A 14,810-nucleotide genomic window follows, 5' to 3' on the forward strand; every position below is an offset into this window, starting at 1 on the left:
CAGCACGACTTGGTCGGATAGACGATGTCAGATTGGCTGTCTTGGTGCGGCCATATACGGCCGGTCGACTTCGCAGTGAAGATCGTCGACAATTTCCCCTTTATTGCGCTGATCACGAAGCAGGAGGACGAATTGTCAATTGTCGGAGTCATGGGTTCGGGCAAAGCAGAATGGCCAGATTTCTCGATACCGCTCGGAAGATGGATTGCCGATCGTGGATTCGACTTGCTCACTGGAGCAGGCCTCGGCGTAATGCTCGCAACCGCACGCGCGTTCTCGACCAGAGACGGGCGCACCGGCCGTTCCATTGGAATTGTGCCAAGTGAAGTGCATTCCACATTGGGCTTCGCACCGATCTCCGGTTATCCCAATCCATATATCGATTTGCCGATCCTGACACCGCTGCCGCGCAAACAGGCTGATGCGCCGGATGATGCTCTGAATCGAAACTATGTCAACGTGCTGACGAGCGATGTGGTGATCGCACTGCCAGGTAGTCAAGGCACCCTCGATGAAATTCGGCTGGCGACACGCTTTTCAAAACCGCTGATCTGCGTCGGTCCAATGGACGCCTTTGGTAGCGTACCGGATGGCACGAAAATCGTTTCTGAACTCACAGCGGTGTACGCATTCGTGCTCGCACAAATCGCAGCGTCTGCGAGACTCTGACGAGTCGATCGGCGCAGTTCACGACGGCAATCTCGACCGGCTGTGCCAAGCCCAGGAAGAGACAGTGGCGGCAACATCAGATCGCTCGAAAGCGAGCGATCGAATCCAGTCAAGCGGAATTTCCCCTTTGGGCGAGGACGACCGGGAAGGCCTGTCGTTCAATCCTCCAAGGTTGCTTGTAGTTTTGCGACAAGCCCGGGGGTTTTGCCAATCAGATCGACAACCAGATCGGCGATTAACCGGACACGGGGTGAACGCCTGACGTCCGGATGCATCACGAGCCACAGTTGGCGAACAGTTGAACAAGTGTGATCTGGTATCAGGCAAAGCGCTGGGTCGTTCGCCGCAAGAAAACACGGAAGCGCTGCAACCCCTAACCCTGCTCGAGCTGCGTGAAGTAGTGCGGCCAGGTCGTTGCTTCGGAAGGCAAAGCGACGGTCGGCGGCAATCTGATTAAGCCAGCGCTGTTGCGGCACCTGGCTGAGATTCTCGTCATAGCCCAGAAACTCCCATTCCGACTGTGGTCGCTCCGCATACCCATTGGCAGCGTAAGCGCCATAGCCCATCTCACCGATGCATCGCGTCGCCAGGCCTGGAGCAGTTGGCCTTGACAAGCGAATTGCCAGATCCGCCTCACCGCGAGCAAGGTTTGCGTCACGTGTTTCGCCGATTACTTCAAGATCGATGTTCATCCATTGCGATCGTATCGCAGCCAGACCTGGCACCAGAAGATGGCTCGCCAATACAGGAGGCGCCGAGATACGGACCGTACCCTTCAACGACGATACGCCTGCGGCCGCTCGGCAAAAAGCTTGTGCTTCGTGATCGAGGCGCGTCGCCAGCTTCGCCAATGCCTCACCCTCAGGTGTAAGCGCCCAGCCCTTCGGCAAGCGATCAAACAGTCTAACCGCCAAAGACTGCTCCAATGCGTCGACCCGCCGGGCAACGGTCGAATGCTCGACTGATAGCTTGCGTGCTGCCCCGGAAAGACTTCCCACACGCGCCAGTTCGAAGAAATACCGGATGTCGTCCCAATGCAGAGGCGGGTTTTCCAGCGGCGCTTTGCCTGTGTTTTTTTGCACACTCATTGATGATTTATCTGGAATTGTTCAGGAAAATTTCCCAGTGCAACATCAGCTTGCCAGATCAATCACCAGGAGAACAGCATGAATTTTAAAACCGCGCCCGAAACGTCTGCGCTCCATGCGGTCCACGTCATGATCGAGGAATACGGCGACACTTCGAAGCTGAGGCTGAGCGAAACCATGCTTCCACCGCCCGCAGTGGGGGAGGTTCAAATTCGTCACACTGCTATCGGCGTCAATTTCGTCGACATCTATCACCGCACTGGCCTCTACCGCCTACCAGCGCTTCCCGCGGCGTTGGGTGTCGAGGCTGCCGGTGTCATCTACGCCGTCGGTGCCGGCGTAGAATCAATGCACCCCGGCCAGCGGGTTGCCTACGCTGGCCCGCCTGTAGGCAGCTACTCCAGCGCCAGAAATATTTCGGCCGCCCGCGTTCTGCCACTGCCTGATGATATCCACGACGACACAGCGGCCAGTCTGCTGCTGCGAGGTATCACCGCTCACATGCTCTGTTCTTATGTCTATCCCGTCAAAGCTGGCGACACGATATTGATCCACGCGGCGGCAGGCGGCCTTGGTCTCGTCCTGGTGCAATGGGCTAAAGCACTGGGCGCACGTGTTATCGGCACCGTCGGGTCCGCTGCCAAGGCGGAATTGGCAAAAGAACATGGCCTGGACGAGGCGATTCTTTATCGCGAACAGAATTTCGTGGCCAGGATACAGGCATTGACTGACGGTCGTGGCGTCGACTATGCAATCGATGGGATCGGTGGCAAGACACTCGTGGAGACGCTCGGCACTGTGCGCCCTTTCGGAACGGTCGCCAGCATTGGTCAGGTGAGTGGCGATTCAGGGCCGATCGACCTGTCTCTCCTTGGTCCAGCACGCTCGATTGCCATTTCCCGGCCAAGCGTATTCCAGTTCGTGGCCGATCCCGCCCGCTATCGGGAAGGAGTTTTGTCCACGTTCCAGCAATTGCGCAACGGGATGGAGGCAAAAATTGGAGCGATGCTTCCTCTGGCTCAGGCAGCTGAAGCGCAACGTCGACTCGAGTCCGGTGAAACGAGCGGTTCAATCATATTGCGGCCCTGAGCAAGCCGGATGGTGCCATCGAAGGGCCGTTATCAAGACGGGCAAAGGACCGTTTCGGGTCGACCACGGCCTTCCGGGGCGGGCAGCAGTCGCCAGAAAGGGACGTTCGAGCCGCCGACCAGAATTGCTGACAATCCCGCAAGGTCACAGGCGCAACCTCAAATTCGAGCCCCTGCCGCGAAGACCTGTTTCCAGATCAACACCCGAACAGATCGACGCAAGCCTGTCGGCCAGAACGGATCAGTCCGAACCAATCGATCTACCGCCTCCGGCGTGTCCGCCTCAACCAGCCAGAGTCCCCCCGCGCCCGAGCCTTGGTTGTCGCGAAGCGGGCCGGCCGCCTTGATCATCGAAGCATGCTTGCCGAGAAAGTCCAGATGCGCCTGCATATGCAGGTCGCGCACGTCGACCCCGCAATTGTCGTTGTCTTCGAATAGAACGGCGAACAGCATCTTTGTATCTCCTGTTGGGTGGATGCGCTCAGCTTAGTGCGGCATCATTGCCGTGCCAATGCACAAAATCGCCGGTTAAAACTGCAAAAATGTCCGCTCTCGACTGGAACGACCTTCAGTACGTCCTTGCGGTTGCCCGTGACGGTGCCTACGCTGCGGCCGGGCGACGGTTGAGGACGGATCCGACAACCGTCGCGCGACGGGTGCGTGCCATCGAGTCCGCGCTGCATGTGAAATTGTTCGAGCGCGCGACGGATGGCCAGATGCGTCCGACTGAAGCCGGCGAGGTCGTGATTGCGCGAGCGCAAGTGGTCGAGGCGGAGATTGGTGGCTTGAGCGAGGTCGTGGAACGCGTCGACGGTGCCGTAAGCGGCTTGGTGCGAGTGACTGCCGTGCCATTGCTCGTTAATCGCGTGCTGGTCCCGGCCCTGCCGACATTGCTCACGTCACACCCCGACTTACGAATCGAACTGATCGGCGACGGGCGAGACCTGAATCTGAATCGACGCGACGCTGACGTCGCCGTGCGTCTTGCGAGACCTCAAGACGCGGTCGGTAGCCGCATATTCGCCCGGCGAATCGGCCTGCTTCGCTACGCCGTGTATACGCGGGAGGCCGACAAGCAAAATGCGCAGACTCTGCCGTGGGTTGCGTACGAAGCCAGGATGGGTACATTTCCGCCGGCGCAATGGATCAATAGAGCTGCTCAAACGGGCGGCTTTGCGCCCGCGGCAGTCAATGATGCGGAGTCGCTCCTGCAATGCGTTCAGGCCGGGCTCGGGCGATCGTTGTTGCCATGTATCGTCGCCGATCATGCGGCGGGGCTTGCGCGGGTCGACTATCGCGGCCCAGCGCTGCTGGAGCGGGAAATCTGGACGTTGATCCATCCGGATGTACGACACCTCGCGCGCGTATCCGCAGTACTGGCGTGGATCGAAGCGACGCTGGCAGGCGGCGCAGTGTAGCCTCGTCGGCGAGCCTGGTGATCAGCCCATAGGCGACTATCTTCGAAAAATCTGAGCGACCGAGGCGGGTCGAGCTATGTGTCTTGCATCGACGGACACGGAGATTATCCTTGCGCTCGGTCGTCGGACTCTGGTCGGCCACTAGCAGCCGTTCAGGTACGGCGTCGCTCGGGCACTCAAATGTTAGCAACAACCCGAAACCCGCCATCCATTCGCGAACGACGAACGCTCAGGAGTCGGGTTTAGCTGATGGTTGCCGATGTCCAGCAACTGCCCTGCGCTTCGCCGACATTCACGAAGAGGTGCCGGCGAAAGTCGACCCCCGGTAAGTTTCCAGACCCGAGCGGACCAAAGCAAAGGTTTACAGTCGGGAATTCCCTGCAAGTCTGGGCGACCAGAGGAAGATTCCGTCGCTAACGTTGCACGTTATTGCAAGAGCCGTTCGATCGCTTGACGAAGCTCTGGAGCTAGCTCATGCTCCGATGGCACGGAAAATCTGTCGAGTTTTTTTTCATCGTAGCCATTAGTCTTGACGATGTTCTTAAGCGATTTATGAAGCTTTTTGCCAAGTATATTTTTCGGCAGATCGCTTGCGTCGACATTCCAAAGTTTCTCTGATGCAGGCGAACCTCCGTCCTCGTAAAGGAGGCGATTAATGTGTTTTCTTTTATCGAAAAAAACTTTCCTGCCATCAGTACATGATTGAGCCGCGGTATCGACCCAGTCGCTGGCGATCTGTTCAGACACTCCGTAAAGCGATGACAGGTACGCCGGTGTGCAAAAGTATGCTTCTGCATCAGAATGCCGCGTTACCCACACTGCTACGCCATTGGTCGTATATCGCTCCCCCCATCTTTCGCTCTCCTGCTCCGTCATGAAATCACGATCACGATGTATAACGACTCTAACGTCGAAAGCCTGTTCTCCTAGCAATCCCTTCAGTAGCGCATTCTTGGGCAAATTGTCGACGCCAAAACAGCGGCAGATTGTGATTTGCCGATTCAGCTGTGGCCACTGCCGCAGTATCGCTCGAATTGCGTGATCGTTCTCATCTTCGACGAAGAATAGTATCTTTCGGTCGAGTCCTCCCCATCCCAACAACGAGCGAATCGCCTCGTCCTGATCTTCAACTACTTGACCGTTGTTCACCCACAGCAAGCTTGCGGCCGGAGAAGCCGCTCTTGCGATGTGGGGGCTGTGGGTAGTCAGAAGCACTTGCACATCAAATTCATCCGCGGCAAATTCCAAAGCCTCAATCAGTCGCTCTTGTTTGTCCGGGTGCAGGTGCGCGTCAGGCTCATCGATCAGAATCAGCTTCGGCCGAAATAAAATGAGGTAGGCAAAAATCTGAATGATCTGGAGGACGCCAGTCGCGGCAGCCTCTAGCGGGCGCTTGACGCCAGACAGCAATTGATCGTCAAACGATGCCTGGATGTGCACGTCCTCTCGTTCGTCAAAACTTACTTCGACCCGCACATTAGGATGCACCATCTGAACGAGACGGTTCAAGTGCTGGAGACGCTCTTCGGCCATGCGATTGTCTGTCTCCGCTGCCTGACGGCTGGCGATGTTAAACAGCACATTGCGCAACACGCCCCCCGCATCACCGCCAGCAGCCTGCCTCCTTAGCAGGGGTTTTACGAGAATCGTTTCCTTCTCAGACAGACCCGCCAGACCCGGAATATATGTAGTAATTAGCTCTTCACGTTGTTTGAAAGGGCTTACAGCACTTCCCCCGTCAATATGTACAGAAATTCCACCGCGATTGCGCGCTGCCCAGATTCTGACTGTTGCAGTTGAAGACGTTTCGTCCCCGGCGCCGGCGTGCCTGAATGCAACCGACGTTGGTTGACTGGATTGATCAGTTGATAATTCCCCTCTGTGAGCTGTCGTCAAAGGCTCGCTAGATGGCGAGTAATCCAGTCTTTCGAACGAGACGACTTCTGATTGACTCCGGGGAGGTATGTAGCTCGCCGCACGTGTTGCCCAGTGAATTGCCTGTAACACTGATGACTTGCCCGATCCATTCGGACCGACCAATATAGTAACGTCGGACAGCGGGACCTGAAGGTTTCTTACTGCCTTGAAGTTGGTAATTTCGACTGAAGCAAGCTTGGTCCAGCGTAGCTTTTTTGCCTTCGTGTCTAGCTGCGGGCTAAGTTGGTCGATAGAAATATTCGTTACGGCTGCAGGCTCTGGGACCGGCACCTGCACGGGCGGCTGACTGCGAACAAAGGTTCTTTTTTTCCGGACTTCAACCTGGATTGTACGAGCCTTGCCGTCAGATCCTTTTTGAGCGAACTCAGAAGCATGTCGCCTGGTCAGTTCTATCTTTGAATCTGAGATCCCATTCATTGCGCGCAAATGCGCAAGCAGCTTTGATTTGTCTGCCTCCGAGATGGCGTCGCTAGCGGATTCCTTCACTGCCCCGGCGGCGTTTAGCTGCTCGATCAGGACCTCCACAGGCATACGCAACTCAGCAGCAAACTTCCCCACTGTATTACTACTCATTTTCAGCACCGTATTTTAATTTTTGGAGAATTCTCGCGTCTCTCGTATTGAATGCAATGAGAGTGTTGCTCTCGAAGTGATTCGCCGATCGCATCATTTTTGGTGCTTGGATTATAACGGAGTCCGTGCACCGGTGAGTTCGAGATAGGAACGGAGTTTGCATGTGAGCGCCTATCGGCAAGTGAGCCTTCGACAGGACGATCGCCTCGGGTCGCCTTGATTTGCTAACGCGACTGTAAGAACGGCGGCAGAGCAACCTGCAACCGACGTACCGCTGTTGCCGCGGATCTTTGGGTTGCCGTGAGCCCGAAGGACTTTTCCGGGGCGCGCACGTACCTTCGCTCTCGTCTCTCGTAACGTCGCTCCCCGGACAGATGAGAACCAGACTGCGCGGATGGCAGTTGCTAGTATGGAGCGGTCGGCGAAATCACCCAGCGATGACCGGCAGCAAAGGGCCGACCGCCGCCGTTTGTCCCATACGCCGCTCCACCTATTCGTCACGGCCATCGTACAGTTCCTCGACATCCTCAAAGCGGAGCGGCGCGCACAGTGCTTCAATAAAGACAAACCCGAAAAGCAGGATAGGAGCCAGCAGAGGTATTGCACCGGGAGCCTCGGTGGCGACCAAAACAACTCCGAGCAGGCCGCATATGCAGGCATAGGCGACAACCCTGAATGGCCGCAGATGACGTAACTCATACTTCCGCACGACGGGTACCGGAACCGCCTGCGTGCCAGTCAGATTAAGCAGGACACCAGCGCCACCCGATGTGGCAATGAGCTGCGTGCCCTGACCGTGCTGCACCATTTCCGCCGCGAGTGCCTGGGCCAGAAGCGCACCCGCAGGTCCCGCTTTGCCAATGGCGAGGTCCACATCATGAGCGGCGGCCTTCAGCGCCGCCGCTTCCGATGCGGCTTCTGCCGCATGCCGGGCCTGCTTCGGCAGCGAACTGAGCCAGAGGTGTCTGACATACTCTGGCGGCATCCGCTGTGCCGTCAGCATGTCCCGCAATGCCGGCGTCACGGAATCCGGCGCCGACGATATCGGCTGGAACACGTAGGCCTGTGGCCTGAATTCGCGCGGATACCTACCGATGAAGTCCTCGGAGGCAACGAGCATTCCCACCGCAACTTCCGAGTACCTGGCATCCTGTCCTTCCCGATGAAGCTGGCAGGCGAGTAGAAGGCAGAGGTCCGGCATGTTCCCTTCGTTCAGCCACCGATGGACCAGGGCCGCGTCGATAGGTCCTTCGGCCCGCTCGACGCGCATCCGGTCGGCAGCAGGCAGGTCGAGATTTTGCAGCATCGTACGCACCGCGCTGATTCCGTCATCATCCTCCGACTGAAGGATGATGACGAAGGAGTGTCTGGCGGCAAAGCGCGCCATGAAGGGCACAAAGGGCGTGAGGAGCTTTTCGAGCGTCGCATCCAGACGCGAAGCCGATAACACCAGGTCGCGGCTTTCGTCTCCCGCGTCGGCCTCATGGTCTGCGGACAACGGCAGCAACTTTCCTTCATTGCGCGGTTCGCTGCCTTCCAGGCCGAGCATACGTTCAGCAAGGTCGCTCTCCGGCGTGAATGTCACGCTTTCGAGTATCGCCACGCATCCCTGTGACCACGCCTGCCAGCGCACCCGCGCACGCGCACACAGGAAGTTCCAGACATCCACGGTGTCTGCCCAGTCCTCATACCCCAGGTAGCAGAAGGCGCACAGGAGCCCGCTCACCAGCAGTGGAACCAGCAACGCGCGAGTGGCAAAGGCGGGGGAGACAACCGGCTGCCCCTTTTCCCAGGTCAGCACCGTCACTGCGAACGCGATAATGAACACGAGAACCGCAATCGCGACAGCGATCCACGCAGACGGTGGTTTTTCGTGTTCGAGCTCCTTTCGCTCGTGATATCGCCAGTCCAGCTTCATCGGATTTTCATTCCTTTAGTCTTCGCGATCACACGGCTACCGCATTCCGTCGCGCAGTCATCGACTACCCACTTGCGACCGCCCTCGCTGTAGCCTTCGCCGTGCTCGATGATCTGGTTGTCGCCGTGCAGGGGACAGGTCACGATGTCGTAATGCAACGCGACCATGCGGCCATTCAGACGGAAAGTCGAGGTCGCTTGTTTGACGACGCCACCGTGCGTAGTGGGGTCGCCTTCACAGACAGGTTTCTTCATCGGTCGCCTCTGATCAGCGGGGCGTCAGGGTTGGTTGGCTTGATAGATGCATCGCAATGGATGTGGTCGTCGCCTGAGGGTGTGCGCAGGCCGCTAGGAACCAACGTGTCTTCTTCGACGTGCTTGTTATCCGGTATATCGCTCTTTCCGTCGTAGATGAAACCGGGAATCAACGGATAAGACTCCACGTACGAATCTGTATTTCGTCGCTTTTCGACATATACACGCTCCCGGTCAACATAAACCGCATATCTCTTCGAATCCTCGAACGGATCAAAGCTATGAGGCATGTACTCCAGCGAATGAAAATTCTTGCCGCCGTCTGTTGAGTACGCCAGGTACACGCTTACGCCGCGCTCATTCGTGACCAGCCCCGGGGGAGCGCCCGACGGAAAAACAAGGTTACGTCCAGTCGGATCAGCATTGATTAACATCCCCTGATAATCCTCGTACCCACCTCTCCCGAGCTGATGTCGAATACCTGAATGCGTATCGTTGTACCAGGTTTCCCCATAATTGCAGTCGCGATAGCGCTCCAGCGTCACGAACCGATGATCGTCAATGCGATAGATGACCTGCGGCGGCGAATCGTAGGGAAGCTCCTTCGCCGCCATGAAATCACTAAGCATGAAAATGAACGGCTCGTCTGGCTTCGTTTCCTTGCAGCCTTGCAACGTCGCGAGTAGGGCCAGCGCGATGACTGTGCACCCTGTTCCTTTAGTCATCATCTCAGGTCAGCCTCTTCATCTGTCGCCGCTGATCAGCGGAGCGTCAGGGTTGGTCGGCTTGATAGATGCATCGCAATGGATGCGGTCGTCGCCGGAAGGTGTGCGCAGGCCGCTAGGAACCATCGTGTCTTCTTCGACGTGCTTGTTATCCGGTATATCGCTCTTTCCGTCGTAGATGAAACCGGGAATCAACGGATAAGACTCCACGTACGAATCTGTATTTCGTCGCTTCTCAACATATACACGATCGCGATCGACATACACTGCATATCTCTTCGATTCGCTGAATGGATTGAAACTATGTGGCATATAGTCCAGAGCATCGAAGGTTTTCCCACCGTCCGTCGAGTACATCATTTCAACAGTCCAGCCGCGATCTATGGTGGCTATATTTGGGGGAGACCCAGACGGGAAAACAAGATTTCTACCAGTCGGGTCAGCATTGAAGAGCATTCCCTGATACCCTTCGATTCCTGCCCGGCCGAGATATTTCCGGATGTGTGTACGCGTATCGTTGTACCAGGTATCACCGTGGTAGCAATCGCGATAGCGCTCCAGTGTCACGAACCTGTGATCGTCAATGCGATAGATAACTTGTGGTGGCGAATCGTAGGGTAGCTCCTTCGCTGCCATGAAATCACTCAGCATGAACACATATGGTTCGTCTGATTTTTTTCCCGTACAGCCCTGTAACAGCGCAAGCAGAGGCAGGGCGATGACTGTGCACCGCATGCCTTTAATCGCCATAGATGACATCCCTGTTCCAAGACCGCTGCGAATTGAGCTGCTTAAGTTGTTCTTGTTCCTCCTTAAACTGCTCAATGGCAAGAAGGCTCAACTTGGTGGAAGTGATATTCCAGTCTATTAGCGTCGGCCGGGGAATCACTTCGAGCTTGCTCGTTTCGAAATACGGGTCCAGCCCCAACGTCCAGTCTGCGCGTTTGATGAGACTGAACCAGAAGTCCCGATTAGCGTAGGCCTCACAGAATCCGACCGGCAGATCATAAGCCGCCACCCGGCGCATGAACTCATGGCTCATGGGCAACGTACTATGATTGGTCGGTTCCGCATGGTAGTCATCATGTGCCTTAAGCGTCTCATTGCGTGACTGACGGACCACGCTTGCGCCAATTGGACTCAAAGGATTGGCCACCCATGCGAGTTGAGGCTCGTAAAGCGACCGGAAGAATCGATACGACTCGTCCTTATATCGAAATTTTCCAGGACGATCTGGGTCCGGCTTCATCTCACCCATCTTCGGGGCCTCGGCCCGTGAGTCCTCGAAAGTCTTCATCTCAGAGGCAGTCAGCGGATGCGGGACTTTCTCCGCGTTAATCGTGACCATCTTGTTCAGATCAGGGGTTGCCCATAACTTGAGGGTGTTCCCGAACGCGCCCCGGTTGCCGTTCCAGAATTCCGTGGGGTTGACTCCCGGAACCGGATTCTGGATCGGTGGCAACCTGCCAAACGGCTTCGTGCCTGGATCGTCACCTACCGGCGTGCCGCGTGCCAGCATGCGCTGCTTCACCGTGTCGCCCAACTCCACAAGCAGCTTGTCATCTACACCCTGCCAGCCAATGCTCTGCAACGTCGTGATGCCCATCACGCGGTCGTGCGGCGTGAAGTACACATAGAGCCGCCCATGATTGTCGCGCTCGTTCACGCCCGACTTGCGTTTGTTATCAGGTCGCCAGAAGTTCATGTCCTCCGAGGCGCCACAATGAAGCTGTTTCAGCTCTGCTTCCGTGAAGACGTGCTTGTCCTTCCTGATACGCTGCGCAATGTTGCGGAAGGTTTTGATGCGGGCGTCCTGCGTCGGATATTCCATTCCACAGGTAAGAGCATCAGTGACCTTGTCATCCAGTGCATAGGGCGAGTTCATCACGAACAGCGCGTCCGGCGCGCGTGTCTTGCACATCGCCGTTGCAGCCAGCGCCACCATCGTGCCCTGACTGTGGGACATGACGGACACCGTATCCTGAGGACAGGTCGTCCGTATCCTGTCGATCAGATCCGCAAGCCTCTGTGCGGCATGCGAGAAGTACCGGCGCGGGGGAGCATCGTCAAGCTGGCGATCCATTTCCGTATTCAGGTCCTGCAAATCGAAGCCGGACATATGCCGCGCGAAGCCCTGATTACTCCATAGCTGCTGAAGATTGTTGGTGCCGTTCTGGAATGGACCGCCGCCCCAATACCACGGCCCCTTTTCATTGCTGCTCTCCGGGTCCCAGAAACTCGCACCACGCGGATTCTGCATTGGAATACGCCACTTGCGTTCCGTGCCGGGTTCGGCACGGTAGCCCCAATAGAAGCGGATTACTGGGGAACAACCATATTTGGTCATCCGCCGTAGCGATGGCTTTTTATCTTTGGTCTTCGCATATTCATTGGCAGAAAGCTCGAATGTGCCCTTGCGACCAAGCCGCTCGTTCAAACCGTCGCACAGTGCTATCTCCGCATCGTCATACCACTCCCCCTCAGAGTTCACTCCGTGAACAAAAATAATCACCCCCGGCATATGCGGCGGCACCCGCGCCTCCGCATGCACCTGATAGCTGGCAGGCGACATATACGACTCCCAGTACGGCCGCCCCAGATGATCTCGCTGCATCGGCACGACATTGGTCGCCGTGTCATGTTGATACCGCTGAGGTTGTGCATCGGACTGCGTAGCATCGTCGTGGCTGCTGTTCTTGTTATTCATCGACTCAGGTTCCCTTGATCTTCGAAAGCAACATCTTCATGCCCTGGGCAATATCGTTCTGGGTCAGATCCGTTTCACCGTTATCACTGGTCAAGCCTTCCTTGATGCTGCCGTCAGCCAGCTCGATCCTGTACGGCTTGTTTGCAAGGGGCCGCCCGGTCAGTTCGTCGGTGAGAACGAAGCGTTCTTTGCTGGGCGTATTCAGCTGTCCGAACTTGGGCAACGGCAACGACAGCGAGCCGGGACCCTGCTTGTCAACCAGCGGAACCTTCAGCACTAGCGACATGCCGCCAATCTCCACGTTGTCCCCCACGATCTTGATATAGGCACTCCCGCCACCCTGAAGCACCACGCCGTTCGCAGCGTGGGCCGTGAGCGTGCCGCCCGCACTGCACAGTTCCATGTTCAGTTGCGAAACGATGTCCATTGCGTCCGATTGCGCCTGCATGACAACCTTGCCGCGCGCCGCGATCAGCTTCACGCCCAGGCGCTGCGCGAATAGCGACACCGCGCCGGCGGCAGCCATCACGACGTTTCTCATCGCACTGACGTTGAATCCTGCGCTGGTCGTAGTGTTCACATCCTTGCCCGCCGACACCGACACGCGATCCGGTGTGGCAAGCGCAATGCCTTTAGGCGACGACAGCAACATGACGGCTTCCCGCAGTTCGTTCACGCTGCTTTTGAGCCATTCGTTCTCGGCCTTCAGGTCGGCGATTTCCGCCTTCGCCACAGCGGCCGCCTGTGCAAGTCCTTCCGCCTGTGCCACCGCCGTGCGCAACTGGCTCACGGCGCCGTCCATATCGAGCTGCTTGCCGGAAGCCGCTGGCTGATCCCAGGTCGTGACCAGCAGCCCCTTTCCTGAGCGGATAGCGCCGTAGCCGGATGTGCGAAGCTCGAAGCCTTCGCCCCGATATTCGAGTTTCTGGTTGACCAGATAGCCGAGGTTCAACTGAGACTTGCCCGAGTGATCCGTACTCAGCTTGATGCCTTCCTGGCCCTCCCAGTCCTCCATCCGCAGCTTGTTGTTCTTCTGCGTGCGGATCATGTTGCGCGAGAGCCAGCGACGATCGTTCGTCACCAGATCGCGCGCCTGGCTGTGGTGATGAAACCCACCAATTTCAGGCTTGTCCGGGTCGCCGTCCCGGAACGAAATGACGGCTTCGTCGTTATCCAGCGCGACAAAGTGCATGCCGGTCTGAAGCTTGCCCGCGAACGGCTTGGCCAGCCGCAGCGGCACACTCTCACCGCCCTTGGGCCACGCGCCGAAGTCGGCATCGAGCCGGACCACGTAGTAGCCCGCCGCGTTCAGGTAGCCATACGTGTACTTGTCCGGGCTGCAAATACGGCCAGAGAGTGTTCCCGGAATTTTTGGCCAGGTTTCCGGCTTCAGTTCCAGCCGGAAACGGCGGTCGGCTGGAATCGCCCTGAAGGTATTCGAGTAGGCCAGGTCGCGCGCACCGCGGTGTGTGATCTCGATGATCACCTGACCTTTGGGCGCATCGGGCAGGACAATATCCGTTTCGAGCACGGTGGCGCATTGCAACGCGAGCACGTTGCTTTCGCCTTCATACACGACCTGACGCGCGAGCGCCGCTTCGTGCCGAAGCTGTGCTTCCCACTTTGCCCCCGCCTGGTCGAGGTGGTTCGTGCCATAGATATAGGGCTGGCCGTAGGTAGTCGGATCGTCCGGCGAAACATTGGCCGTGTCGCGCAACCGCTCCCACGCGCTTTCCGGGTTGTAGTCCGCCACCATCACCGACTGCGGCACCGTCACGGTATGGGTCCTGATGGCCGTCACCGCTTCCACACCGTCCGCTTCGAGTCCCGCGGCTTCGCGATACGGCACGATCCGTTGCGGTTCGTCGTAAAGGTAGTGGTCAATGTCGTCGGCGAAAACGGTCATGTCGCCATGTTCCGTTTCCACGATATAGCTGTAGATGCCCGCCTTCTGCATCAGCATCTGGACGTAAGCCAGATCGTTCATCTGATACTGGAAGCGCCACGCATGAACCGGATACGGGCGTCTCAGGCGAAGTGCAATCAGGTGATCCGGTATGCCGTGCCGGCGCAGAATGGCCTGAATGATCTGCGGTGTCGTCTGGTGCTGATAGGGCCGGGTATTCGTGACGGCCTCAAGCCGTCCAAAGTGCGACTTCAGAACGATTTCATAAGCGACGAAATCCTTCGTCGTTTGTACCGTTGAAAGTCGCTCGATGTAGCCCGAGAACTTTCGCACGCTTCCCTCCTCGGCCTCAACGCTGAAAACCGCATCGAAATTCAGATAGTCAGTACGGCGAAGCTGCTGCGGGTGGGTCAACCTGATCCGCACTTCGGTCGGTGCACCCATCTTTTCGGTTGCGTCGAAAGACACGACCGATAACGCTGCCGCGCTATCAGTGCCGGGCACCGTCAGACAGCACGCCTGGCGC

General features: G+C 57.4%; 12 protein-coding genes. 3 read left to right on the forward strand and 9 right to left on the reverse strand.

What is annotated here, in order from left to right; genetic code table 11:
- The first annotated feature begins 132 nt into the window (after positions 1-132).
- On the forward strand, positions 133-669 hold the full coding sequence (locus BTH42_RS24290) for a DNA-binding protein (RefSeq protein ID WP_075303762.1): 537 nt from the start codon (positions 133-135) through the stop codon (positions 667-669).
- A 158-nt stretch (positions 670-827) separates the two neighbouring features.
- On the opposite strand, the gene BTH42_RS24295 is transcribed toward BTH42_RS24290, so the two are convergent.
- Entirely contained in the window at positions 828-1,757 is a 930-nt protein-coding gene (locus BTH42_RS24295) for a LysR family transcriptional regulator (protein WP_075303716.1), read from the reverse strand.
- A 78-nt stretch (positions 1,758-1,835) separates the two neighbouring features.
- Between BTH42_RS24295 and BTH42_RS24300 the strand changes: the two genes are divergently transcribed.
- Positions 1,836-2,846, forward strand: coding sequence for a quinone oxidoreductase (locus BTH42_RS24300; protein WP_075303717.1), 1,011 nt, complete (start codon positions 1,836-1,838; stop codon positions 2,844-2,846).
- A gap of 158 nt (positions 2,847-3,004) precedes the next feature.
- Here the strand turns inward: BTH42_RS24300 and BTH42_RS24305 are convergent, their stop codons facing one another.
- Positions 3,005-3,298: a YciI family protein gene (locus BTH42_RS24305; protein WP_075303718.1), complete on the reverse strand. Its 294-nt coding sequence runs from the start codon at positions 3,296-3,298 to the stop codon at positions 3,005-3,007.
- 89 nt (positions 3,299-3,387) lie between these two features.
- Between BTH42_RS24305 and BTH42_RS24310 the strand changes: the two genes are divergently transcribed.
- The gene (locus tag BTH42_RS24310; protein ID WP_075303719.1) at positions 3,388-4,263 is read left to right on the forward strand and encodes a LysR family transcriptional regulator; all 876 of its coding nucleotides are present in this window, start codon (positions 3,388-3,390) and stop codon (positions 4,261-4,263) included.
- 426 nt (positions 4,264-4,689) lie between these two features.
- Here BTH42_RS24310 and BTH42_RS24315 read toward each other — a convergent pair whose 3' ends face one another.
- The 7 genes from BTH42_RS24315 to BTH42_RS24345 all read right to left on the reverse strand — a co-directional run bounded on the left by BTH42_RS24315 (position 4,690) and on the right by BTH42_RS24345 (position 14,788).
- Entirely contained in the window at positions 4,690-6,774 is a 2,085-nt protein-coding gene (locus tag BTH42_RS24315) for a translation initiation factor IF-2 associated domain-containing protein (RefSeq protein ID WP_075303763.1), read from the reverse strand.
- A 490-nt stretch (positions 6,775-7,264) separates the two neighbouring features.
- Positions 7,265-8,692: a hypothetical protein gene (locus BTH42_RS24320; RefSeq protein ID WP_075303720.1), complete on the reverse strand. Its 1,428-nt coding sequence runs from the start codon at positions 8,690-8,692 to the stop codon at positions 7,265-7,267.
- Positions 8,689-8,946 (reverse strand): PAAR domain-containing protein, encoded by a 258-nt coding sequence (locus BTH42_RS24325; RefSeq protein ID WP_075303721.1) that lies wholly within the window; start codon positions 8,944-8,946, stop codon positions 8,689-8,691. The genes BTH42_RS24320 and BTH42_RS24325 overlap by 4 nt, the downstream gene beginning before the upstream one ends.
- Positions 8,943-9,674: a hypothetical protein gene (locus tag BTH42_RS24330; protein ID WP_083654890.1), complete on the reverse strand. Its 732-nt coding sequence runs from the start codon at positions 9,672-9,674 to the stop codon at positions 8,943-8,945. Before BTH42_RS24330 ends, BTH42_RS24325 begins: the two co-directional genes overlap by 4 nt.
- A gap of 15 nt (positions 9,675-9,689) precedes the next feature.
- Positions 9,690-10,421, reverse strand: coding sequence for a hypothetical protein (locus BTH42_RS24335; protein WP_075303722.1), 732 nt, complete (start codon positions 10,419-10,421; stop codon positions 9,690-9,692).
- Positions 10,411-12,378, reverse strand: coding sequence for a DUF3274 domain-containing protein (locus BTH42_RS24340; RefSeq protein WP_075303723.1), 1,968 nt, complete (start codon positions 12,376-12,378; stop codon positions 10,411-10,413). Before BTH42_RS24340 ends, BTH42_RS24335 begins: the two co-directional genes overlap by 11 nt.
- Before the next feature lie 4 nt (positions 12,379-12,382).
- Complete coding sequence (locus tag BTH42_RS24345; RefSeq protein ID WP_083654891.1) at positions 12,383-14,788, reverse strand: type VI secretion system tip protein VgrG; 2,406 nt, start codon at positions 14,786-14,788, stop codon at positions 12,383-12,385.
- Positions 14,789-14,810 lie beyond the last annotated feature (22 nt).

The sequence above is a fragment of the Burkholderia sp. SRS-W-2-2016 genome, assembly GCF_001931485.1.
GTDB lineage: Bacteria > Pseudomonadota > Gammaproteobacteria > Burkholderiales > Burkholderiaceae > Paraburkholderia.